This window comes from Arthrobacter sp. ISL-28 (assembly GCF_018613875.1).
In the GTDB taxonomy this organism is placed as follows: Bacteria; Actinomycetota; Actinomycetes; order Actinomycetales; family Micrococcaceae; genus Arthrobacter.
In genome coordinates this window covers 43,246-66,937 of sequence record NZ_JAGGPJ010000024.1, presented here as the reverse complement: position 1 = coordinate 66,937, position 23,692 = coordinate 43,246, and the positions used below count along the sequence as shown (strand labels likewise).

21 protein-coding genes are annotated in these 23,692 nt (G+C 60.6%); 16 read left to right on the top strand and 5 right to left on the bottom strand.

All coding sequences use genetic code 11. The annotated features are described in order from the left end of the window. Nucleotides 1–752 precede the first annotated feature (752 nt). The gene (locus tag J7E80_RS16620) at nucleotides 753–2,342 is read right to left on the bottom strand and encodes a PAS domain S-box protein (RefSeq protein ID WP_215053346.1); all 1,590 of its coding nucleotides are present in this window, start codon (nucleotides 2,340–2,342) and stop codon (nucleotides 753–755) included. 149 nt (nucleotides 2,343–2,491) lie between these two features. Between J7E80_RS16620 and J7E80_RS16615 the strand changes: the two genes are divergently transcribed. The 7 genes from J7E80_RS16615 to J7E80_RS16585 all read left to right on the top strand — a co-directional run bounded on the left by J7E80_RS16615 (nucleotide 2,492) and on the right by J7E80_RS16585 (nucleotide 8,157). Then, nucleotides 2,492–3,634 carry an acyl-CoA dehydrogenase family protein gene (locus J7E80_RS16615; RefSeq protein WP_215053345.1) on the top strand — a complete coding sequence of 381 codons (1,143 nt, stop codon included), beginning with the start codon at nucleotides 2,492–2,494 and terminating at the stop codon, nucleotides 3,632–3,634. A 20-nt stretch (nucleotides 3,635–3,654) separates the two neighbouring features. After that, nucleotides 3,655–4,035: a hypothetical protein gene (locus tag J7E80_RS16610; RefSeq protein WP_215053344.1), complete on the top strand. Its 381-nt coding sequence runs from the start codon at nucleotides 3,655–3,657 to the stop codon at nucleotides 4,033–4,035. A gap of 2 nt (nucleotides 4,036–4,037) precedes the next feature. After that, the gene (locus J7E80_RS16605; protein WP_215053343.1) at nucleotides 4,038–4,535 is read left to right on the top strand and encodes a nuclear transport factor 2 family protein; all 498 of its coding nucleotides are present in this window, start codon (nucleotides 4,038–4,040) and stop codon (nucleotides 4,533–4,535) included. A 26-nt stretch (nucleotides 4,536–4,561) separates the two neighbouring features. After that, nucleotides 4,562–5,842: a Rieske 2Fe-2S domain-containing protein gene (locus J7E80_RS16600; RefSeq protein ID WP_215053342.1), complete on the top strand. Its 1,281-nt coding sequence runs from the start codon at nucleotides 4,562–4,564 to the stop codon at nucleotides 5,840–5,842. Next, entirely contained in the window at nucleotides 5,832–6,389 is a 558-nt protein-coding gene (locus J7E80_RS16595) for an aromatic-ring-hydroxylating dioxygenase subunit beta (RefSeq protein ID WP_215053341.1), read from the top strand. Before J7E80_RS16600 ends, J7E80_RS16595 begins: the two co-directional genes overlap by 11 nt. Before the next feature lie 7 nt (nucleotides 6,390–6,396). After that, the gene (locus tag J7E80_RS16590; RefSeq protein ID WP_215053340.1) at nucleotides 6,397–7,137 is read left to right on the top strand and encodes an SDR family NAD(P)-dependent oxidoreductase; all 741 of its coding nucleotides are present in this window, start codon (nucleotides 6,397–6,399) and stop codon (nucleotides 7,135–7,137) included. A gap of 63 nt (nucleotides 7,138–7,200) precedes the next feature. Beyond that, nucleotides 7,201–8,157: a PDR/VanB family oxidoreductase gene (locus J7E80_RS16585; protein WP_215053339.1), complete on the top strand. Its 957-nt coding sequence runs from the start codon at nucleotides 7,201–7,203 to the stop codon at nucleotides 8,155–8,157. A 181-nt stretch (nucleotides 8,158–8,338) separates the two neighbouring features. On the opposite strand, the gene J7E80_RS16580 is transcribed toward J7E80_RS16585, so the two are convergent. Then, nucleotides 8,339–8,959 carry a response regulator transcription factor gene (locus J7E80_RS16580; RefSeq protein ID WP_215053338.1) on the bottom strand — a complete coding sequence of 207 codons (621 nt, stop codon included), beginning with the start codon at nucleotides 8,957–8,959 and terminating at the stop codon, nucleotides 8,339–8,341. A gap of 234 nt (nucleotides 8,960–9,193) precedes the next feature. On the opposite strand from J7E80_RS16580, the gene hpaC reads away from it, so the two are divergent. Genes hpaC through J7E80_RS16565 form a run of 3 tightly spaced genes read left to right on the top strand, consistent with a single transcriptional unit; the run spans nucleotide 9,194 to nucleotide 12,476 of the window. After that, a complete protein-coding gene (gene hpaC, locus J7E80_RS16575; RefSeq protein WP_215053337.1) occupies nucleotides 9,194–9,709 on the top strand; it encodes a 4-hydroxyphenylacetate 3-monooxygenase, reductase component in 516 nt (171 codons plus the stop codon). Then, nucleotides 9,709–11,001, top strand: a complete 1,293-nt coding sequence (locus J7E80_RS16570; RefSeq protein WP_215053336.1) for an amidase — start codon at nucleotides 9,709–9,711, stop codon at nucleotides 10,999–11,001. Before hpaC ends, J7E80_RS16570 begins: the two co-directional genes overlap by 1 nt. A gap of 8 nt (nucleotides 11,002–11,009) precedes the next feature. Beyond that, nucleotides 11,010–12,476 carry an MFS transporter gene (locus tag J7E80_RS16565; RefSeq protein ID WP_215053335.1) on the top strand — a complete coding sequence of 489 codons (1,467 nt, stop codon included), beginning with the start codon at nucleotides 11,010–11,012 and terminating at the stop codon, nucleotides 12,474–12,476. A gap of 145 nt (nucleotides 12,477–12,621) precedes the next feature. On the opposite strand, the gene J7E80_RS16560 is transcribed toward J7E80_RS16565, so the two are convergent. Beyond that, nucleotides 12,622–12,891, bottom strand: a complete 270-nt coding sequence (locus J7E80_RS16560) for a hypothetical protein (protein WP_215053334.1) — start codon at nucleotides 12,889–12,891, stop codon at nucleotides 12,622–12,624. Nucleotides 12,892–13,098: 207 nt separating this feature from the next. Here J7E80_RS16560 and J7E80_RS16555 point away from each other — a divergent pair, with 207 nt between their 5' ends. From J7E80_RS16555 to J7E80_RS16540, 4 genes are all read left to right on the top strand, one after another. Next, nucleotides 13,099–14,202, top strand: coding sequence for an enolase C-terminal domain-like protein (locus tag J7E80_RS16555; protein WP_215053333.1), 1,104 nt, complete (start codon nucleotides 13,099–13,101; stop codon nucleotides 14,200–14,202). A 47-nt stretch (nucleotides 14,203–14,249) separates the two neighbouring features. Further along, nucleotides 14,250–14,540 (top strand): muconolactone Delta-isomerase, encoded by a 291-nt coding sequence (gene catC, locus J7E80_RS16550; RefSeq protein WP_215053332.1) that lies wholly within the window; start codon nucleotides 14,250–14,252, stop codon nucleotides 14,538–14,540. Between the two features lie 54 nt (nucleotides 14,541–14,594). After that, the gene (catA, locus tag J7E80_RS16545; protein WP_215053331.1) at nucleotides 14,595–15,446 is read left to right on the top strand and encodes a catechol 1,2-dioxygenase; all 852 of its coding nucleotides are present in this window, start codon (nucleotides 14,595–14,597) and stop codon (nucleotides 15,444–15,446) included. A 679-nt stretch (nucleotides 15,447–16,125) separates the two neighbouring features. Beyond that, entirely contained in the window at nucleotides 16,126–17,448 is a 1,323-nt protein-coding gene (locus J7E80_RS16540; protein ID WP_215053330.1) for an MFS transporter, read from the top strand. 813 nt (nucleotides 17,449–18,261) lie between these two features. On the opposite strand, the gene J7E80_RS16535 is transcribed toward J7E80_RS16540, so the two are convergent. Then, on the bottom strand, nucleotides 18,262–19,803 hold the full coding sequence (locus J7E80_RS16535; RefSeq protein WP_396020796.1) for an APC family permease: 1,542 nt from the start codon (nucleotides 19,801–19,803) through the stop codon (nucleotides 18,262–18,264). 734 nt (nucleotides 19,804–20,537) lie between these two features. Then, nucleotides 20,538–21,176: a TetR/AcrR family transcriptional regulator gene (locus tag J7E80_RS16530; RefSeq protein ID WP_311380861.1), complete on the bottom strand. Its 639-nt coding sequence runs from the start codon at nucleotides 21,174–21,176 to the stop codon at nucleotides 20,538–20,540. Nucleotides 21,177–21,234: 58 nt separating this feature from the next. Between J7E80_RS16530 and J7E80_RS16525 the strand changes: the two genes are divergently transcribed. Next, a complete protein-coding gene (locus J7E80_RS16525; RefSeq protein WP_215053328.1) occupies nucleotides 21,235–22,317 on the top strand; it encodes a phosphotransferase enzyme family protein in 1,083 nt (360 codons plus the stop codon). Then, the gene (locus J7E80_RS16520; protein ID WP_215053327.1) at nucleotides 22,314–23,585 is read left to right on the top strand and encodes an aspartate aminotransferase family protein; all 1,272 of its coding nucleotides are present in this window, start codon (nucleotides 22,314–22,316) and stop codon (nucleotides 23,583–23,585) included. The genes J7E80_RS16525 and J7E80_RS16520 overlap by 4 nt, the downstream gene beginning before the upstream one ends. The last annotated feature ends 107 nt before the right edge of the window (nucleotides 23,586–23,692 follow it).

Sequence of the window (23,692 nt, the reverse complement as noted above, 5' to 3'; positions counted from 1 at the left end):
ACAGGCCCGCCGTGCATCCTCGGCTCTGTGCTGCAATTACCGCCTTCTCCTGCCTGGTGCACCTGTGGCTTGCTGCTTCCGGACACCACGATGCTTGGATCAGTGCCCTCATGGTCGCTTTGGCTGGCGTCTGCGTGCCGTGCGCCGTGCATATTTGGCGCCAGAGCAGCCTAAGTGCGCTGCACAGGGTAACGGGATCCGCACTCGCAATGGTTGGCCTGCATGCCGTGCTGCTTCTTGGTGCCGGAAGAGTCAGACACACCCACGGTGTAGGACCAGACCTCAGGGCGGTAGACGACGTTCCCCAAGCTGGCTTGCTGTTACTTGTCATCGGACTGGAACTGATAACCGCTATGTTCGCTGCCACCCTCGTCGCCAGGCTCAGGAAACTTTCCCGCTTCTCGTTGGCGACGTCAATGCGGCCGGTCAGCCCGTTTTTGGCCCCACAAGCTTCACACTGCTGGGAGTGATACTTCTTGCTCCTATTGGAGGGCTCGTCCCGGACGCTATCCTCAAGCGCACAAATCCCATTGCGTACGCGGCATCACGGAAGCCATCACGAGCTAACCAGTTTCTGGGCACAACGCTGTAGCGCGGCCGGTACTTGTGGGGAGGCGCCGGCCCCGTCCAGGATTCCGGCTCCATGGTGCAGGAGACCTGGACGGGGCCGGCGACGTCTTTACGCTTAAATCCAAAGCGACACCGACGTCGACGGCGAGCTCTGGGCGTTGGCAGCGGGTGCAAACGGCGTTTTACAGCTGGTCCGGGATCTCCGTCAGGGGCAGCTCGAAGGTAAATGAGGCACCGCGGGATTCGTTTTCCTCTGCATAGATGTGGCCGTGCTGCCGGGTGATGATGCGGTGGCTGAGAGCCAGCCCGATTCCGCTTCCTGTCGATTTCGAGGTGAACGCGCCATCGAAGATGCGGCCGTCCGGGATGTGGGAGAGACCTTTGCCGCGGTCTGCGACACGGAAAACGCCGGTCTCGGCGGTTGCGTACGTCGTGATGGTGACGTGCCGTTCCCGTTGGGGCCAACCGGCCATTTCGTCGATTGCGTTATGGCAAAGATTGAGGATTACCTGTCCGGTCAGCACCTTTTCACAACGGATCCATATGGGATCTTCGCTCATAACGAGCTGGATTTCGGTGTCGTTCTGGTCTGCACGAAGCTGCACAAAGTACATGCAGTCCCTCACGATTTCATTGAGGTCCACCACCTGTTCCGAGTGCTCGAGCTGAACCACGAAGCTCCGCAGGCTCTTGACGATTTGATTTGCGCGGTCTATCTGCATCTTGGCGTTGTCCAGGCCGTAAATGAGGTCTTCCGTGCGCGTTCCGGGATCGTGCACCCGCCGTGCCACCCCATCCACAAAGTTCGTTGCTGCTGCCAAGGGCTGGCCAAGCTCGTGGGCGATGGCCATGGCCATATCTCCCATCGCGTTGTACCGCCCCAGATAATTCAGGTGTTCAAGGTCCCGCCGGTGCTGTTCCTCTGCCGCCACTTGGTCGCTGATGTCCTGCAGGAGGAGCATCGTCCCTGTCAGGTCCTTCTCCAGGGAAATATATTGGCAGCTGACCCCGAACCATTTGTTCGTGCCATCGGGTTGCGTCACCTGGAGCCGAAGGACCGACGATGAGCTGTCGGTGGGATCCTTGGCCAGAGCCTTTTGGAGGGTGGGCCTGGAAGACGTGCTGCACAGTTCGAGGAAGCTTTCGCCGTACAGATCCTCCGCCTCCCGGCCAAGCTGAGTCGAGGCAGCTCCGCTGGCAAAAGTGATTTTGCCTTCGGCGTCCAGCACGAGAATTCCCTCTGCCATGCGCAGCAGGAATGCCTGCAACCGGCCCTCAATGCGCTGCAGGTCGGATTTGAGAGATTCTTCCTTTTCGATGTCCCTGAACTGCACCATGATGGCCTTGCCCGAGCTTAATTCCACCCGCGTAGCTATGGCCTCGGTAAGGATGTCCCGGCCGGACTTTGAGCGGTACATCCACTCGGTCCTGCTGGTTCCCCGGTCCACAGCGTCCTGCAGCCACTGCACACCAACAGACCGCCGGTACCTAAAGTCAGGACTGCTCATGTCCGGCGCTTTGAGCGGCTTCAGCTCCTCTACGGTGAAGCCCAGCATCTGGCAGGCGGCCTTGTTTGCCCAGAGGATATTCTTCGTCTCAGCGTCATGGAGGAGGATGCAGTAACTCAACGCCTGCACAAGCCGTTCGTAGTCCTCTGCGGCAGGGGCAGGCGGAGCCGGTGCACTTGGGCCCGAGAGGCGGGCTGGCTCGCCCGCGACGGGCAGGGGGTCATTGCTTGAGGAAGTAACCACAAGAGATGTTAGCCCGTCCACGCTCCTTCACCCATAGGTAATTCCCTTACGACAAGCCGGAATTTCTTTGGGCGGCAGCTACGAATCACCGATTGAACGCAACCTGAACGACAAATACTTTGGAGTGCAGAAGAAATACATTCAGCCGCTGATTGAGATTGGAAACTCATATGACCGAGGTTCTGGCTACTGCGCCCCTGGCAACACTGGACCATGTGCTCGAAGTGATCGCAGAGCGACGGCAGGAATTCGGCGAGCAAAAATTCGTCCCAAGGGAGATAATTTCCGAATTCAAGAAAGCAGGCATTTACCGGTCGGCCACACCTAAACGATTCGGAGGCGACGGTCTCCCGCCGAGCGAATTCCTGCGTATCATCGAACAAATCTCGGTCGTCGACGCATCCGCCGGATGGGTCGCAAGCTTCGGATCGGCCAACGTCTACCTCGCTGCTCTACCGCTGGATTCCCAGAGCGAGCTTTACGCTGCCGGACCAGACATTGCTTTTGCAGGAGGCCTTTTCCCCGTCCAGAAGGCTGAACGCGTCTCGGGCGGCTGGAATGTCGCCGGCGAATGGAAGTTCTCAAGCGGCTGCAAGGGTGCGGACGTACTCGGGGTCGGGCTCGTTGGCAATGAAGAAAGCCAAGGCAAGCCCCTGACGGCCGTGCTGAGGCCAGAAGACGTAGAAATTGCCGAGAACTGGGACGTTATCGGCCTCAAGGGCACTGGCAGCCACGACCTTCGCGTGCACGGAAAGTTTGTCAAAGACGAGTGGACTTTCGTACGGGGCGGTCAGCCGACCGTAGATGAACCGCTGTACCGCTACCCCACAGTGGCGTATGCCGCCCAAGTCCTGGCTGTGGTGAACCTGGGTGCGGGACGGGCGGCACTGGACTATGCCATCCAGACCGGCAGCGGCAGTACCGGCATCACGGGCGCCCCCAAGCTGGCAGACCGCCCCTACTACCGCGTGGACGTCGCCAAGGCTGAAGCGGAACTTCGTTCAGCGCGCGCCTTCTTTTACGAGATTTCTGACGAAGTGTACGCAACGGTCGAAGCGGGAGACGCAGCAACGGACAAGCAGAAAGCCCTGCTGCGTCTGGCTTCCACTCATGTCGCCAAGGTCGGCGCAAAAGCAGTGCAAACCGCCTACACCCTCTCGGGTACGGCGGCGATATACGACACGAACCCGATGCAGCGCTACCTGCGCGACGCTTCAGTCGTCACTCAGCATGCCTTCCTCGGCGATGCCATTTACGACGGAGCCGGCGCGGTGCTGATGGACGTTCCGCCCGCCATTCCCGCATTTCTCTGACTAGGACCTAAGGAACTTCCATGAGTGAAAATCCTGAGACGCAGCCACTGCGAGTACTCTTCTGCATTGGCATAAATCAGAACTTTTTCGACCTGCCCAAAAGCGGGATCGGGGCTGTATGGACCGCATTCTCCGGAATGATGGCCGACCTGGCCCGGATGCCCGGCGTCAACGTTATCGGCAACATGGACGACGACTCCCACATGGTCGGCCCTTCTGACGGGTGGCCTTGGACCTGCTACATCCTCGCCGACGTGGACAGCCAGGAAACCGTCAAAGCCGCCTGCAACCTCTTCCGCACCACGATGGTAGGCGAACATGCCCTGTGGCGCTATGCGAAGATCGAGGCGCGGATCGGCCGTGCCTTGGTTATCCGCGACGATGTGGAAACAACGCAGTAGCTATGGGACGTGAAACGGTCGCCGGGGTTGCCAAGCGCCTCAATCAGTTCGAAGTCCGTGAAGCAGCACAGAGCACCCTCAGCCGTTACATGGACCTGTGCGACGTGCCGCGCAGCGAATTCCTCTGGGAGGAGATGGCAGCCCTGTTCACGGCCGACGCCGTCTGGGAAGGCATCGGACCCGAATACACCGGCAAATTCGGCCAGCTGAAAGGCCGGGAGACCATACTTTCGATGCTCGCTGAATACCTGCCGCCATCCCCCCACTTCAGGCGCAACATCCATCTGCTCGGACACGGGCAGATCGCTGCCGCCGACTCCACGGCAACCGGCCAGTGGATCATGCAACAGCTCTCCGAATACGAAGCAGGCGGGACCGAACTCATCTCCGCGCGGCTAACCGTCGACTTTGAATATGCCGACGGCAGAGCGCGAATATCCCACTTCCGCACGGAGAAGCTGTTCACCGCAGATCTTGCCGCCACAGCCATCAACGCCTAAGAACACCAATCACCAAGGAGTACGTCATGACGTCACAAACATCAGAAGGGACCGGCGGGTTCCCCGGCCTGGCCGCCGACGACCGCGTCGCGGCCCAGCTTTACACCGATCCGGAGATCTTCGACTGGGAGATGGAAAAAATCTTCTACAGCACCTGGGTCTGGGTTGCACACGAAAGTGAAATCCCCGAAGCCGGCAGCTTCAAGATGAGTCACATCGGTCTGCAGCCGGTCATCGTGAACCGGGACCGCAAGGGGAACTTCAACGTACTTCTCAACCGCTGCCGGCACCGCGGCGCCAGCGTTTGCGAGGTCCCCAAGGGCAAGGCAAACGGGTTCACCTGCCCCTACCACTCCTGGTCGTATTCACTCGAAGGCAACCTGCGCGGCATCCCCTACCCGGACGGGTATGAAGGCGTCGCGGAGAAGAAGGACCTGCCCCTGCAGAGGCTGCGCGTGGAGAGCTACAACGGGCTGATCTTCGCGACCTTCAAGTCGGACATCGAGCCGCTGAGCGACTTCCTCGGCGACGCTAAGATCTGGATCGACCGCTTCATGAAGCAGGGCGCCGGATACCCCGTCAAGGTCCAGGGTGAGCACAAGTTCCGCTTCGACGGGAACTGGAAAATCCAGCTCGAAAACACCACGGACGGCTACCACTTCCCCATCGTCCACCGTTCCTGGATGGCATCCGTGGACGCCGAGACGGCAGACATGCTGTCCTTCATGACCGATGAGAAGGCTGTCACCCACGCCCTCGGCAACGGACACAGCGTGGCCATCATGGTCCCCGAACACGTTGATCTGGAAGAAGATGATGGCACCGAGGAACTGCAGGAACGCTTCCGCCACATCATCGACGAGCTCTCGGAAACCATGCCCCAGGACCAGGTCCGGCGGATCGTCCGGTCCATGCACGGCGCAGGCTACAACCTGAACCTGTTCCCGAACCTGTCGCTGTCCATGTCCTTCTTCCGCGTCCTGCGCCCCATCTCGGTCAACGAGACGGAGATCCAGCACATGGCCCTGGGCCTGGACGGCGGACCTGAGAGCGTCAACCGCGAGCGGCTCCGCATCCACGAACACTTCCAGGGCCCCTTCGGCTTCGGCACCTCCGATGACTCCGAGGCCTGGGACCGCGTGCAGCGCGGCGCAGTGGCCAACCCGGAAATGCCGATCCTCGTCAACCGCGGCCTGGGCCGCGAAGAGACGGTGGACGAAGGATGGAAGACCTCGCACGTGACCGACGAAACCGGCATGCGCGAATCGTACGCAATGTGGAAAAGGATGATGGGCAATGACAACTGAGACCGCCGCAGAAGTGACCGCTATCGACAACCGGCCGGCTCCCGCCACCTACGAGCCCGGACTCGGCAAACTGTCCCAGCCGCTGGTCGGCCGCGCCATCGAACTCATCTGGCGTGAAGGCCAGCTCCTCGATGACAAGAAATACGAAGAATGGCAGACCCTATATACAGAAGACGCCAAGTACATCATCCCGGTTGACCCGGACACCGATGACTTCGAGTCGTCCCTGAACATGGTGTACGACGACGCGCGGATGCGCCACATGCGCGTCACCCGCCTGGTGCAGGGCTACTCCATGTCCGCGGTCGCTGCCGCCCGAACGTCCCGCACCATTTCGCGCTTCACGGTTGAGGAACTGACGGACGACACGGTAACGCTGCGCTCCGCGCAGGTCCTGGTCGGATTCAAGCGTGACAAGTTCCAGATGCTCGGAGCCGACCTGACACACCGCATCAGGTTCACCGGCGACGATGCCCGGATCGAACTCAAGCTCATCCGCCTGGTCAACTCCGACTCCGCCGTCAACGCCTCCGGCTTCCTTCTCTAGGACCATCATGAACAACGTCGCACTCGTCACCGGAGCCGCCCGCGGTCTCGGTGAAGCCATCGCCCGCAAGCTGCACAAGGAAGGCTATAAGGTCGCCATCACCGGCACCAGCGCAGCCTCCGTACAGCCCGTGGCCGACAGCCTGGACGCCTCAGGTGAAAGCGTCTGGGCAGGGGCCCTGGACATCCGCAAGAAGTCCGACTGGGAATCCGTTCGGGACATCCTCACCGAAAAGTGGGGCGGCACGGACATCCTCGTCAACAACGCCGGACGCTCACAGGTTGCCCCATTGCTGGAAATCACGCCTGAACAGTTCACCGCGAATGTTGAAATCAACCTCAACGGCACGTTCCTGGGCTGCCAGGTTTTCGGTCCCCACTTCCGGGACCGGGGCTACGGCCGCATCATCAACATCCACTCCCTTGCCGGCCACAACGGGGGCACTGCCACCGGTGCCCACTACGCCGCCTCCAAGGGTGGAGTATCCACCCTCACGAAGGTCTTCGCACGCGAATTCGCCGCAGCCGGTGTAACCGTCAACGCTGTTTCTCCCGGCCCCCTGGACCTCCCCGTCGTCTACGAAACCGTGGACCCGGACAAGCTGGAGACCATCAAGGCCAACATCCCTGTCGGCCGTCTGGGCGATGCCGAATTCATCGCCGACACGGTTGCCCTGCTGGCCTCGCCCGGAGCCGCATCGGTGACCGGCGCCTGCTGGGACATCAACGGTGGGCTGTACATGCGCTGACCGGGAGGCCGGTGCACTGATCAGCTGAAAGACCACTGCCAGAACAAGAAAGGAGCGTTCCCCATGGGTATGTTCAAAGTACGCGTTGCCGAAGTGCTGGAGGAGACCAGCAACATCAAATCCTTCCGCCTCAGGCGCGCGGACGGGGCATCATTCGACCCCTATCCCGCGGGAGCGCACATCGACGTCGTCGGACCTACAGCCGTTGTCAGACAATACTCGCTGTGCAGCCCGCCGTATGAACTCGACGACTACATTGTCGCGGTCAAGCTCGAGCCGGAGTCACGTGGCGGCTCCGAGGCCCTGCACGACGTCGAAGTAGGCCAGGAACTTGAGATCAGTGCACCACGGAACCTCATGGCCGTAGCCGAGAACGCGGACCATCATGTCCTGGTCGCGGCCGGGATCGGCGTCACGCCCATGATCAGCATGGCCTACCACCTTCACCGCGCACGGGAAGAGTTCGAGTTTCACTACTTTGCCCGCTCCCGTGAGGAGGCGGCCTTTGTTGACCTTCTGGAAAACAAGAGCGGATTCAGCGAACGGGTGACGTTCCACTTTGGCCTTCAGCGGACCGAGCAGCCAGAGGTGCTGGCCGCTGTCTTCACCGGCCTGACCCCCGACTCCCACGTCTACACGTGCGGGCCCGAAGGCTTCATGGACCGCGTCAGGGAGACAGCCACCCGGATCATCCCTGAAGACAACGTCCACATTGAGCACTTCCAGGCCGGCGAACCGACCGACACCAGCGCTGATGCACCCTTCGAAATCGAGCTTGACGACGAAGTGTACGAAGTGCCGGTGGGTAGGTCCATCGTCCAGGTACTAGAGGAGAACGGTGTCGAGGTGGATACGACCTGTCAGGAAGGCATCTGCGGCACATGCATCATGGGCGTTCTCAAGGGCGAACCTGACCATCGGGACCAGTGCATGTCCAGCAGCGAAAAGAAAGCGAACGACCAAATCGCCGCATGCGTCTCGCGGTCGAAATCCCCCCGGCTGGTGCTCGAACTGTTCTGACACCGGCGGCGCTTAGACCGAACTGTGTCAGACCGAACTGTAAACGGGCGGTTATGCTCCCTCAGAAACTGGGAGAGCATAACTGCCCGTTCCGTCTATTAACCACGCTTCAGTGTGGCCCGCCTCTTCTGAAGGCCGGCCCATGCCTTTGGACATCAACTCCAGGGACGCCGGGCCGGAGCTAGCTGACGCTCACATTGTGCTGGAGAATGTCCCGGACCAGAGTCGCGATACTGTCAGCCCCTGTTTTGGCCTTAATTCTGGTCCGATGGACGTCGACCGTTTTCACGCTGGTGCCAAGCTTCCGCGCTATATTTTGGCTGGGCAAACCGTCGATCACCAGCGACAGGATCTCCCGTTCCCGGGACGTCAGCGAAGCGATCCGCTGCTCGATCTCCCGGCGTCCCCGGCTCGACTCGAAACGCTCCTGGGCCAGGTCCAGCGTCTCCTGTACGACATCGAGCATGTGCTGCGGATCGTATGGTTTCTCGAGAAAATTCACGGCGCCCTGCCGCAACGCTTTCACGGACATCCTGATGTCACCGTGAGCCGAGACGAAAATAATCGGTATGGGGGAAGCCAGCTGATTCAGCGCTTCCTGAAGCTGGAATCCCCCTGCCCGGGGCATCCTGACATCCAGGACCAGGCATGAAGGAACATCGGGGTCGTAGTCGGCCAGAAACGACGCGACGTCGTAGTAGCTGCGCGACTTGATGCTGACGGATTCCAGAAGCCACGCCAGCGACTTACACAATTCTTGGTCGTCATCGACGATGTAAACGAGTGCTTCGGGTGAATTCATGGGGGAGCAACCTTGTACTGCCTAAGGCCTAGGAGGGGGTACTCGACGTTATCCAAGTCAGGGTATAGAAGTCAATCAAACTGTCCTAAGGAAACTACCTATATGACTAAGGCCAATTCTGAAATGAGGTGGGACTACTCGCAATACCTATTAGGTCGGACCGGGAATAGATTCTTCCCATAAGCATTCTTGAGCTGACCAGCTGCATCGGTCGCGATAATGGGAGAAATTGAAATGACTGAGCTTACGCAAATTCAAAAGGACTTCCGGTCCGCCATGGCGCATTTGCCGGCAGCCGTTAATATCGTGACGACAGACGGTCCTCACGGACGTGTGGGCATCACCGTCAGTGCTGTCTGCTCCGTGACGGATGCTCCGCCCACCGTACTCGTGTGCGTGAACCAGAACAGCGCAACCCACGATATTTTCAACAACAACGGCCAGATCTGCATCAACGTCCTCAGCGGCGAGCACGAAGAGCTCGCTCGACACTTTTCCGGTGCCACCCGTGTTCCGATGGAAGAACGCTTCGGCTGGGACATCTGGGAGAAAGGCGAGGATGAGGTTCCCGTGCTCCGGGATGCTTTGGTGAAGATCGTCGGCAGGATCAGCGGCCGAAGCACCCAGGGCTCACACTCGGTCATCTTCGTTCAGGTAGACCGCGTTGAAGTTCAGGGGGAGCGTGACAGCCTCGTTTACTTCAAGAGGCAGTTTCATCGCCTTTCCGTAACGCCGGAGCTTGTCGCCTGATGTCCCTTCGCGAACTCTCAGCATCGCTGGCTGAGGGCCTCATCACACCCAGCAGGGCTGTCGAAATCGCCCTGGACCGCATCAACGAAACCGAAGCCGATCTCAAAGCCTGGGTCCGCCTCGACGCCGAGGGCGCCAGAGCGGCTGCAAATCAGCTTGAGCAGTCGGCACGGCCCCGCGGCCCCCTGTGGGGAATCCCGGTAGGAATCAAGGACCTGATCGATGTTGCCGGGCTGCCCACCCGTTGCGGAAGCAGCCTGCGCGATGACCAACCAGCACGACGTGATGCCGACTGCGTGCGACTGCTCCGCGACGCCGGAGCTGTCATCGTAGGCAAAACCGTGACCACAGAATTTGGCTACTTTAAGCCGGGCCCGACCCGGAACCCGGCCAACCTGTCGCACACGCCGGGCGGATCCTCCAGCGGATCAGCCGCCGCGGTCGCGGCGGGAGCAGTGCCTCTTGCCCTCGGAACCCAAACCGCCGGATCCTTGACCCGGCCGGCCTCGTTCTGCGGGGCGGCAGGCTTCGTGGCGCCCACCGGCACGTTTTCACTGGAGGGCGTGACAGGACTAAGCCACTCCCTCGACACCCTGGGCTTCCTTGCCCCATCAGTCGCAGATCTTCACTTCCTATGGGAAGCCCTCAAAAACCCGGTACCGGCTACTCCAGCCAAGGATGCTGATCAGCCCGCGCGGGTGCTGCTGTGGAACGGCAGCGGCCTGGGGCAGATCAGCACAGACATGACCGCGGCAGTTGAAGACGCCGGCGCCCGCGTGGCCGCGGACGGGGGATCCGTAGGGGAGTGGTCAGAGCACGACCTCATCAGACGGCTCTCCGAAGCTCACATGGATGTCATGGCATTCGAAGCTGCACAGGAGCGCGCGGCAGAGCTCAACCATGCCGAGGAACTGAGCGCCCCGCTGGTGGAGCTCCTCACAACCGGGCTGCACCTTACCCAGGACGAGTACCGGGCCGCGCTGCAGACAATCGCCGATGGCCGCCAACGAATCATGACCGTCATGCAGTTCTGTGACGCTATCCTGGGCCCCGCTGCCCTCGGAGCCGCCCCTGCCGGCATCGGAGCGACCGGTTCCCCCGTGCTCAGCAGACCCTGGCAGGCCCTCGGATTCCCGGTTGTCACCATCCCAGGTCTTCGCGACGGCGCCGGCATGCCGCTCGGCATCCAGCTCATCGGGCTCCCCGGCTGCGAGGACCGGCTCTTCTCCATCGCGAAGAGGATTGAAACCGTCCTGTCTTCACCGCGCATCCCCATCGTCCCCAACCGTTAGGCACAAAGATGTCCCCAACGCACGTATCACCCAAGCCAGGGTCGCTGGCTGAAGCCATCTCGACGCGCACGATGAACAGGCGCGCCTGGGTAATCACCGCCATGCTCATCCTGTTCCAGATCATCGCCTTCGCCGACAAAGCCGTACTTGGCCTCGTGGCGCAGCAGGCCATCCCCGAACTGGGCATCAGCACGGTGGAATTCGGTTTCATCGGCAGCGCCTTTTTCTTCCTGTACGCCATCGCATCCGTAGTCCTTGGCCTGTGGGCAGGCCGGGTCCCGATAAAATGGGTGCTGCTCGTCATGGGCTTAAGCTGGGCGGTCCTGCAGTTTCCGATGTTCCTTGGTGGCGGCGCGGCCGTCCTGCTGGTCACGCGCATTCTGCTTGGCGCCGCAGAAGGGCCGGCCACTGCGATGTCCCTTTCCTCAGCCCACTCCTGGTTCCGGCCCGCTGAGCGTGCGCTTCCCAGCAACCTGATTGCGATCGGTTCAACACTGGGCCCGGTGATCGCTGCTCCCGCCCTCGCACTGGTGATCTCCTCCCTTGGCTGGAGGTGGGCCTTTGGAGCCCTGGGCATCATCGGAACCGTCTGGGTCCTGCTCTGGCTGATCATCGGTGCAGACGGGCCCTTCGGCGGCAAATTCGCCAGGAAAGCCGAACCGGAAGCCGTCCACAACGCGGCAGCGCAGGACAATGTCCCTGCCGAGCCGGCAGCGAAAGAGAACGACCGGCTAGCTGCCTTCGACTCCCAGCACAAGGTGCCCTGGCGCGCGATCCTGCTGAGCGGGTCCTTCATCGTTGCCGTGTTCGCGGGCTTCACCAACTTCTGGACGCAGGGCTTCCTCACCACCTGGTCACCCAAGTACCTGGCCGGGGCAGTGCATCTTCCACCCGAACTGGTAGCCCTGTTTTTCACCTTCCCCTGGCTCTTTGGCGCGGCAGTGCTGTTGGGCCTCGGAGTACTGGGAAGACATCTGATGCGCCGGGGCCATAGTGTCCACAAGTCCATCGGCATCCCGTTCGGCATTTCCCTCGCCGTGGCCGGACTGTGCTTCCTGCTGCTGCCGGCCACCACCGGCACGGCATCCGTAGTGCTGTTGACGGTCGCGGCCGGATGCAGCGTGATCTACCCGATGGCCCCGAGTGCCATGGCCTATGCAGTGTGCCCCAAGCAGCGGCCCGTGCTCATGGCCGTCCTCGGCGGGGTTGCCTCTGTCGGCGCCATCATTTCCCCGACCGCCGTTGGACTGTTCATGGACGGGGCCGGGTACCGGACTCCCGCTCCCGGGACGAAGGACACGGCGCAGATGATCCTGAACATGACCACCGGGGTCCATCAATCCTTCGGCGTGGCAGGCGCGCTGCTCCTCATCGCAGGCGTGCTCTCGGTCCTCTTCCTGAACCCGGACAGGACCGCCGCACGGCTTCAGACCAAACACGCAGCCGAAGCAGGCAAGCCCGACCCCGCCGCCTAGTTTCCTGGCCGCCTGGTTCCCCAGGTGTCCTGCTGAGACCTGAAAAGTTACGGTCCCTCCGGATTTCCGGAGGGACCGTAACTTTTTTGTTTGACCTAGGAATAATCCCGCCTGCGTCTGACGGACCCTTCAACGCCAGGGACGTTCACGCCCAGGCGGCATCAGCGGTCCAGTACTCCAAACCGTTCTCGCTGCGGCCGTGCTTCCATTCCGACGTGCGTCGCAGCTGCGGCTCCACCTTCGCGGTGACGGCGTCCGCGGCCTCAGGCCCGTCCTGATCCACCTGCCAGTGCACCCAGTTGACCTCCAGGTCATTCTCGTCATGAACGAACAGGTCGACATGGTGCCAGCCATAGCCAAAAGTGTCCGTGTAGCACGTCAGGAACATACGGTCATGGTTCTTGGGGTAAGGCATGGAGTTTCTCCTTTCACGTTGTTTGTCAGAAGGCTATTGGGGATTTCCTTACCCTGAAAGGGGATAAATCTTTACCCCAGGCGGGGATTTCTCGTCTTTTCCGGCCCTCAAATGCGGCCGAGGATATAGGTAGGCGGCGGCGCCCGGCTTCTTGAGTGGCCGGGTGCCGCCGCGGCAACCACCTCTCCTACCCGAAGGCACTCCCACGTGAAGAGTGAGCGAATCGAGGCCATTCCGTACTCGATCCCCTACGTCAAGCCACTGAAGTTCGCAAGTGGCGAGGTAGCGGACGCGGAACACGTCCTCATCCGTGTCCACACTGATGACGGGTTGGTGGGCACCGCGGACGCCCCGCCCCGTCCCTTCACTTACGGGGAAACCCAAGAGTCCATCATCGCGGTCATCAACAAGATCTTTGCCCCGGCCATCACGGGCCTCGATCCGCTGGAGCGTGGAAAAATCCATCACATCCTGAACAGGACGATCCACAACCAGGTGGCCAAGGGGGCCCTGGATATAGCGCTCTGGGACATCGTAGGGAAGGCCACTGCAACACCTGTTCACCGGTTGCTCGGCGGCTTCACCGATTCCATGGAAGTCAGCCACATGCTGGGCTTCAAGCCCGCCCAGCAGCTCCTGGAAGAGGCACTGAGCTTCCGCGAGACCTACGGCATCAACACCTTTAAACTCAAGGTCGGGCGCAGGCCCCTGGCACTGGACATTGAGGCCTGCCGTGTCCTCCGCGCTGGACTGGGACAGGACACCGAGCTGTATCTGGACGCCAACCGTGGATGGACGGCCAACGAGGCTCTGGAAGTGCTCCGTCGCACCTCGGACCTCGGCCTGTCCCTCCTGGAAGAACCTTGTGATGCCAAAGAAGTCGTGAGCCGCCGCCGTCTCGTGCAAAAGTCCCCGATTCCCGTAGTTGGCGACGAAAGCGTCCCGACCGCCGGCGACGCCTCCCGGGAACTCCTGTCTGGCGGATGCGATGCGATCAGCATCAAGACCGCGCGCAGCGGCTTCACCGAAGCGCAGCAGATCCTCGGCCTTTGCATCGGCCTGGGCGTGGACGTGGTCATGGGCAATCAGATCGACACCCAAATCGGAACGCTCGCCACAGTCACCTTTGGCGCCGCCCACGAAGCAACCTCCCGGCGCGCCGGCGAGCTGTCCAACTACCTGGACATGGCCGATGATCTGCTGGCCGAGCCAATCAGCATCCAAAACGGGCGGATAGCGGTCAGGGACGTCCCCGGTGTCGGTGCCGACGTGGATGCGGACAAACTCGGGCGCTACCGGCAGGACAGGTAGCCGGTCCCCGGCCAGATCCAACCACCCCTATTTGCGAAGGAGCACCCGTGCTGTACCTGGTCCGTATGGACGTTAACATCCCGCCCGAAATTCCCGAGGATAAAGCTGCGGCCATCAAACAGGAGGAGAAGGCCTACTCACAGGCCCTTCAAAAGCAGGGCCGCTGGCCACACCTCTGGCGGGTCGTGGGGGAGTACGCCAACTACTCAGTTTTCGATGTCGAAAACAATGACGAACTCCACGACCTTCTACAGGGCCTGCCGCTCTTCCCGTACATGAAGATCGACGTTACCCCGCTAGCCCAGCATCCATCAGCAATCACCGCATCAGGAAACTGAGCTTCCTCATAATCACCGCCTTATGAATAAGGCGGACCTAGAAAGGATCAAACTATGTCTGTGGAAACCGCAACAGCTGCCGCTTCCGGCGCCAACGCGACCGAAAAATTCCGGTTGAACAAGTCCGTCGGCGCGCAGGTCAGTGCCGAACGCGTAAACCAGCTGGCCTCCCGGGCCATTAAGGCCCTCGTCGACACCGTCACTGAGGAAAAGGTGACTTACGACGAATACAACGCCCTGAAGGCTTGGCTGATCCGTGTTGGAGAAGATGGCGAATGGCCACTGTTCCTGGACGTCTGGATCGAACATGCCGTGGAGGAAGTCGCCAATGCCGACCGGGAAGGAAGCAAAGGCACCATCGAGGGCCCCTACTACGTGCCGGGATCGCCCGTACTTCAGTCCCCCGCGACCCTGCCTCAGCGTGAGGACGAGGCCGGGACGCCCCTGCTGTTCCAGGGCCGGGTTACCAATGTCAATGGAGAAGCACTCCCTGGAGCGCATGTGGAAATCTGGCACGCTGACGACGCCGGCTTCTACTCCCAGTTCGCCCCTGGCATTCCGGAATGGAACCTCCGGGGCACCGTGGTCGCCGACGATCAGGGCTTCTACCAGATCAACACCCTGCAGCCGGCACCGTACCAAATCCCGACCGACGGGGCTTGCGGCCAGCTCATCTCGGCGGCTGGGTGGCATGCCTGGCGGCCGGCGCATCTTCACCTCAAGGTCAGCGCGCCCGAACATCAGCTCATCACCACCCAGCTTTACTTCACCTCTGACGAGCACCTGTCAGATGACATCGCGTCAGCGGTCAAGCCGGAACTCATCCTCGATCCGAAGCCGACGGCAGACGGTAAGGGCCGCGAAGTTTCGTACGACTTCGTGCTCGCGCCCGGGACGGCCGAGTAGTCGCCACGGATGCATAGCCCCGCCCTGCTCAGGCAGTGGCGGGGCTATGCGCCGTCGCCCTGGGAACCGGGTTTCGGACGCCGTTCCGCACAGAAAGGATCATGATCCTGAAAAACTGTGACCACCGAGAACACAAGATCGGCTGGGCGCCTGGGCGGCGATACACCCAAGAGACTTCGTCGTACTCCACGGAACTGGCATCAGGGCACGCGCAACCGTCGAGGAGCGGAACGAAGAGGGTCCATAATTTGGATCCGCAACGAATTCAACGAGCGGCGGCTTGTCCACGTCGATGACTGCCGGGACGTGCGATTCATTCCAGTCGCACCGCTGAGTGCATCAACCAAGGAAAACGCCCTCTAAGCCCCCTCGTCTTCGCGACGACAACTCCTGCGCCGACTCTGCTGGGGCGGCTAGGTGCGTCCGGGCATAACGCGCCGCTGCAAAGCGCCCTTTCTTTCGCTGTCCCCGGTAGCCGTGGTCATCAAGGGACAGCAACGCCTCCTACCCAGGACTCTGCGCGGCCCTCGGATGGTGCTTGCCGCCGTTGTGTGAAAGGGCTGCTTGCCAGTCAGCGTGCCTGGGTGAAAAGGCAGCCGGTCTGGGCGCGCAGCGATGGCACGGACCAGTCGGGCGGGGGCGAAAACTTCAAATATCAGGGCCAAGAAAGGCTGGAGCTATGGATGTGGAACAGGAAATGTCGGGGAAGCTGGCAACGGTTCAACCGCAACAATCACGAACCAAGGTGCTTCGAGCCCGGGCGGCGAGCATGGTTGGGACAATGGCGGAGGCATACGACTTCGCGCTCTACGGGGCGGCCGCCGGCATTGTCTTCCCGCGACTGTTTTTTGCGACTCTGCCACCGGCAACCGGTGCCTTATTGGCGTTCATAATCCTGTTGGGCGGATACGTTGTTCGTCCTCTGGGAGGTGTGGTTTTCGGTCATTTCGGTGACCGGTACGGGCGAAGAAAAGTCCTTTTCATAACGCTCATTCTGATGGGTGGCAGCACCTTCGCAATGGGTCTCCTGCCTCCTACAGAGCAACTGGGGCTGGCGGCTCCCGTAATTCTCGTATTGCTTAGACTCCTTCAAGGCCTCGCGTATGGAGGTGAATGGGCCGGGGCAACACTCATGTCAATGGAGCATTCGCCAAAGCACCAGCGCGGCTTGGGAGCAAGCATCGCGGCAGCCGGGGGACCGGCCGGAAGTTTGATGGCTGCGTTTATTCTAGGTATCGTCGCACTGTCGCCCGAGGAGCAATTCCTCTCATGGGGTTGGCGACTACCGTTCCTTGTCTCAATGCTCGTAGTCATATTCGGTCTTTGGCTGAGGGCGGGAGTTGAGGAATCCCCGGAATTCGTGAGCGAGCGTGAAACGCAGAACAAAAAGGACAAAGCTCCCCTGCTCAACGTGCTCAAGCTTTACCCAAAACAGGTCATTGGAGGGGTTCTCGTAGGAACGGGAGCCTTATTCGTTCAGGGACTGCTTGCCGCGTTCATGATCCCGTACCTGGTCGGGAGAGGGGACATCGACCGCTCCACGGCCTTCATGCTGTTCTCGCTTTCAAGCCTTCTGCAGATCTTTGCACTCCCATTTTTTGCCGCACTTTCGGACAAATACGGGAGGAAACGGTGGATGACAACCGCCAACGCGGCCTCAGTGCTGCTGGTTGCGCCCCTGTTCGTGCTTTTTGATTCCTCCAGCACGCCACTTATTGGGCTCGCCTTCATCGTCGGAAATACCCTGATCGTCGGCGCAACGTTTGGCCCTTTCGGTGCTTACATTAGCGAACGCTTTGAAGTGAGATCCCGCTATACCGGCGTATCCCTCAGCTTCCAAATCGCAGCGATGCTGGGGGCCGGAATGGCGCCGGTACTGGCACAAACATTGCTAGGAGAAAACGGGTCGATGGTCCCTGTGGCGCTGATCATCGCTGCGCTCCTGAGCCTTGCCAGCGTGGTGGTGGCAGTAAGTTCAATGCCAGCGGGAGCCAGAGACTAAACCTGACTGCACATCAGGGCAAGCACGATGGTTGGGCGGACGGGGTCGTCTATGCCCGTTTCCCCGCCGAAGCATCAACTACGGACCCATCCAGGTCCCCACGAGAACAGCCAGCAAACGCATAAGGATCCAATGGACTTCTCACGGGGCAAGGCCAAAGCCTCCGAGGCCGTGGGATTTTCCCTCCTTCCGCCAGGGCCGCGCCCGGCTCGGAGGTTTCACCGACATGGCGCCCATAACTGGAAAGGGCTCTGGGTAGGCAGCCCCGCAAGAGTCGGTACCCTTGGCCTGCGGATGATGCGGATGATGCCGATGATGCGGATGATGCGGATAGCCCGGATTCGCTAGTGCGGATCCACGTGACCGTCCAGGGTTCCGGCTTCGCCCGTCAAAACGTCCTGGGTTTCTTCAACTGCTCCAGAGCAGCCTGCCAAGACCTGCTGACACCTTTCGACGATCAATTTATAGGGCCCTTGTCATCTTGATAAAGCGGACTCCGCTTCGCGTTAGTCAGGAAAGCTACATGCCGAAGCGGCAGATTTCATGCCCCCGGTGAGCCAGTTTTACTGGCCCACCGGGGGCACTTTCGTGGCCGCAATATTCTTTCGTGCCTGGTTATGGCACTTCAGCTATTGGAAGCGGGACCGCTGGCGTGGGGAGGTTGAACCCGTGGATACAGCCCTTTGGCCTTAAGGACTTGACGGCCGGGCAGGAACACAAGTCACATGTGAACTCGTGTTCCTGCTGGCACTCACCCCCGCCCGCAAATGGCGGGGTCCTGATCCTCACCCTCTGGATCGCTTTCACGCGGTGCTAGTTGAGATCGAGTACAAACGATTCATCTGGCTGCTCCGCAGTTTCCTGCGGCGGCGTTTCCTTGTCTTCGCTTCCATGCCCTATGCCGGCGTATACAAGTGGCGCCCGGGTCTTGAGGTGATGTCCCCACCACAGGCCAGCAGCACCGGGAGCCAGCGCAACCAGTGGCAGCAGCCAGGACAGGACAGAAGGACCCGATGAACCGATAAGGACATCAAAGTTCAAAAGGATCTGAACGAAGACCCCTCCCAGGGCGGCCGCGCTCATAAGGGGCGCAACCAGCCTGGTCCAGGTGGATTGACTATGACGGCGGCGACGGAAATAGCCGACGACTGAAAGGGACACCAGGACCATGAGAAACACCAGGCCCAGAGCAGCAGAGTTCGACAGCCACGTGAAAAGAGTAAGGACGGGGAAGATCGGTCCCAGCTCGGAGCCGTTGCCGGCGAACGCGAACAGCGCTACAACAACTAGGGCCACAACGGACTGAGACAGCGAACCTGCTACCGGTGCGTGGCTGCGCGCGTTGACGTAGGCCAGGCGCTGGGGAAGGACTCTTTCCCTTGCCAGCGAAAAAACATAGCGGGCAACGGCATTGTGGAATGCCAGGAGTGACGCAAACAGGCTCGTCAGAAACATGACCTGTGCCACGTCAGCCATCAGCGTGCCCACGTTCGTGCTCAGAAAATTGAAGAGCAGTTCCGGGCCCTGCTCTCGTGATGTCGTGATGATCTGGCCGGGCCCGGTCCCGATCATCATCGCCCAAGCTGAGAAGGCATAGAAGACTGCGATGATGACCACGGAAATGAAGGTTGCACGGGCAATGGATCGCTTGGGGTCCTTAGACTCTTCGCTGTAGATCGCTGCGGACTCGAAACCCATGAAGCTTGCGATGCTGAAGGCCAGTACGGCGCCGACACCGGCTGTAAAGAGATCGGCGGGAACGAGGCCGGTCACGGAAACACCTTCCGGCTGCACAGCCAGTGATGCGACATCGAAGACAATGACTGCGAGGAACTCCATTGCCACCATGACAGCCACAACTTTCACGGAAAAGTCCACCTTGTTGACTCCTAGCCAGGCCACGACCACGAAGGCCACACCGGCGGTGGCCCACCAGGGTATGTCGATCCCGAGTTTGGCGCTGATGAAGGCCGCGGACGAGAAGCCGAAGAGCCCGTATACCGCTATCTGGATTGAGTTGTAGGCAATGAGCGCCAAAAATGCAGCGCCTACCCCAGCCCTCTTGCCCAGTCCCTGCGCGATGTACGCGTAGAACGCCCCGGCGTTCTTGATTCGGGCGCTCATGGCCGCGTACCCGACCGTGAACAGAGCCAGGCATGCACCGAGGACGATGAACGAGAGGGGCACGCCAAGGACACCGCTCACAGCGAAGTTGCTTGGGTCCCCGCCGGCAACGACGGTAAGCGGAGCAGAGGCCGCAATGGTCATGAATACCAGCGCGGGAACACCGAGAGTACGTCGACTTAGATGTGGCGAATCAGTGGAAATGTCAGAGTTTGAAATCTCTTGTGACACGAATTGCCTCCGAAATGGAATGAGAAGGGCCAAGATTGGTTATTCCGGCCGCGGGCAAACTGGCAAGTGGGTCCAGTTGAGCGTGGAGTATCGTCCCGCAACGGAACGTTGCCGGGCCTTGAAAAGATGTTGGCTATGGAGTGGATGCGATGGGCGGCAGACCGCGCCTATCCGCCTGTCAATGGTTCCAGTGGTTGTTTCCTACTGGTGCTGGTCAAATCGGCTTCTACGAAGTGATTCGTTATTAGTCCACGAGGCCGTCAGGCACTCGTAGAGGCTTTCCTGCCTTCAAAGACGGTCCCTGGGGTAGCGGCAACCGCGGAAGTGAAGTATCCCTGCCGGGTCAGCGAGGGAACATATTGTTTGGCGTCGTGCCTATGGCAGCGACCGGTTGGCGTCGCGCCAGATGGTTTGTGCCACAGGCCGATGCTGTCAGCGGCCTGAAGGGCTTTCGCAGGTGCGCGAAGGGAAGGGGCGCGCCTTGGTGCTTGGTTCTCACGGTGCTCCTTTGGACTCTGAGGGGGAACGCTGACCGTGTCAACAGTTGGGGGACCAGTGCCGGTCATCAGGAAGCAGCCACTCACAGTGTGGCCCATGACACAACAGAGTAAGGGGAGTGGACCCGGCTGTCATCTTTTTTCCCCAAATGTCGAAAAAAGATTTTCCACGAGCTGCCGGCTGGGGCCAGCGTAGCTGCTGTTCCAGGCAGCAGTCCCGCGGCGCGGAAGGCGTAATCAGGTGGTTACCGGGCAGCCGGCCAGCCTCCCGACCAGAAAGCGGAAAGAAGACAGCAGTTGGCCTGCTTTCTCGGGATGGAGGGCTGTTTCTATTCCTGCGTCCCGAAGGCTGCCGGCGAGCAGGACAGCTAACGGCTCCACGCTCTCGACTGGAATTTGTCCTTGGCCGGCTCCGAGCTCGAGTTCAGCACGGAAGGCCGAGAAAACTCCGGAGGAACCTATGCCTCGCTCCTTGCTGAAGCCCAGGAGCTGGGGGCCGGAGACGTTGTAAAAATAGCCGGGGCCTGGGTCGCCGGCGAGTTCAAGCAAGGCCTCTGCGTATGCCTGGATTCGCAGGGTCCAGTTCTCGCCTGCGATTCCCCGGGAACCTGCATATTCCCGGGCGTGATCCAGGAACTGGTGGGCGACTTGCTGGTAGGCCGCAGCCAGGAGCTCTTCCCTTCCGCCCGGGAAATGTGAGTAGAGGGTCGCGCGCGCCATCCCGCCTTCGGACAGAATCCTGTCAACTGTCACTGCAGCGAGGTCCTCAGCACCTGCTCTCGCGATGGCCGCCAGGGCCGACTCAATCAGGTCGTTGCGCGTCCGAATCTGCCTCCGCTCCCGCAGACTCAACCGCCCGTCGTTTTTGGCTGCCACTCGTTCCTCCCATTCCGGCCTAAAGCCTCACTTCACATTACGTCCTGGAAAAAAATACTTGTCATCTGAAAACCAGACTCTTAGTCTTCTTTTCATGACATCTTCCTTTCCGGCTTCCACGGACCTTGTCCGCGAAGCCCTGTCCCACTTCGGCATCGACGCCGGGGCGCGGATTACGTTCATAAAGCAGCGAGAAAACCAAGTCTTTCGCGTGGAGTCCGATGGGCAGGATTTTGCCGTTCGCATCCACCGGCCGGGTTACCGTACAGCAGAGGAAATAGAGTGCGAGGCTCACCATCTGCGCGCCCTGCGTGATGCTCAACTACTCGTGCCCGATCCTGTAGAAAGTGAGTTCGGCGTGTTCGCCCTGCCGGTGGGGTCCAACCAGCAATTGGTGTCCGTTCAACGCTGGCTGCCGGGTGCGCTGCCGATTGCCGACTCCTTCGAAGTTTTTACCGGAACGGGTAGCTTGGACGAACGCCACGTCTCTGAGCTGGGATCCGTTATGGCGCGCCACCATCTTCATGCAGAATCCGCACCTACACGCAAAGACTTTTCACGGCCCGCGTGGGACGCCGACGGGCTGTTCGGGCCGCGGGCGTTGTGGGGTGATGCTGCAGGACTGAGGACGCTTACTCCGGAGGACCGGCTGGTCCTGAGTGAGGCCGTATCGGCAGCCTCGCTTAAAATTCAGGCCCTGGGCAAAGACCCCAGCGTATTCGGCCCTATCCATGCCGACATGACGTTCGAGAATGTATTGGCGACCGACGAGGGCCTGGCCATCATAGATTTTGACGACTTCGGTGAAGGCTGGTTTGCCTTCGACATCGCTACCGCCCTCTTTTTCGCCACGCCGAGTCCCCAGTATCCGGCTCTTGAACGAGCTTTCCTCGAGGGATACCAACAGGTCCGCAGATTGGAGGCTTCAGTGCTCGCCGCCATGGACGCGTTCCTGCTGGCTCGAGGCCTGACCTATTTGGGCTGGGCCGCGGACCGTCCGGAAAACCCTGCGAGCGAATTCGCCGCAGCCCAGCTTTGCCCCTGGGTAATGTCCGCCGCCAAAAAATACGCCCTGTCCGGTTCGACCGGCTGGACCTCCTACCAGTATTCAACCAACCTTGCCCAAGGAGAACTAAGATGACCGCTTCGCTTTTGCAACGCCGTTTTGCAACCCTGGGCCCCTATTCTCCCCTTTTTTACGATGAACCCTTGGAGTTCGTCTCCGCCGCGGGAGTATGCCTCACCGACAGCCGAGGCGAGCAGTATCTGGACGCCTACAATAACGTACCTCAAGTCGGCCACTGCCACCCCCGGATAGTAGCCGCAATAGCAGAACAAGCAGGCCGGTTAAACACGCATACGCGCTACCTGAACAACCGCGTCGTGGACTACGCCGAGCAGCTCCTCAGCACTTTTCCTTCCCGCCTGGATAAGGTTCTCTTCACCAACAGTGGCTCGGAAGCAAACGACCTGGCATTCAGGATGGTCCGCCAGGCCACCGGCGCCTCAGGCGTTCTCGTATCCGACTTCAGCTACCATGGCCACACTTCCTATTTGGCCGGCCTCACAACTGGCTTGCGTACGGGCGAACGGCTGGCCCCTGAGGTCAGGCCGATTCGCATTCCGGACCTGGACCGCACCACGCTGAGCGAGTCCGAGCTCCTTTCGCAGTCCCTCGAGGAGGTGGACGCCGCAATCGACTCCCTGAACGCAGGCGGGTTCGGTGTCGCCGGCTTTCTGTTCGACTCCCTCTTTTCCACCGAAGGCCTGAATTCCTTGCCCAACGGATACATTTCAGCCGTCATCGACCGGGTCCATGCAGCAGGCGGACTCATTGTTGCCGACGAAGTACAGTCCGGGTTCGGCCGCACGGGAACTCATTTCTGGGGTCACCAGCGCGTCGGTGCCCAGGCGGACTTCGTCACTTTGGGTAAACCCATGGCGAACGGCCACCCGGTCGGGGGAGTGGTGACGAGCAGCCACATGCTGGATCAGTTCGGCCCGGTCAACAACTACTTCAATACTTTCGCAGGAACCCCCGTATCCGCGGCTGCCGGAAGCACGGTTCTGTCAATCCTGCAGGATGAGCAGTTGCCTGAAAAGGCCGTCCTCCTTGGCGCGGAAATCAAAGAAGCCCTTGAACTGCTGGGGGAGGAGTATTCCTTCATCGGTCCCATTAAAGGTGCCGGGCTGTTCTTCGGCTTCGAGATCTTCGCCGACGACTCACGGCAAACGCCCTCGCCTGAGCGAACGAAACGAATAGTTGAGGCAATGAAGAGCAATAAGGTGCTGATCAGCCGGATCGGCAGGGACGACAGTGTGCTGAAGATCAGGCCACCCCTGGTATTCAAGAGCAAGCACGCAGACCAGCTACTCGAATCCCTGAGGCTGAGCCTGAAGGAAGTCTGAAGCCCAGAACCTTTCCATCCCCTTGAGCCGGTGGTTGCCATGACGCAACCGCCGGCTCAAGAGGCTCGGAACGAGCGCAAGCAGGGGGAAAGCCGCGGCCCTTAGGG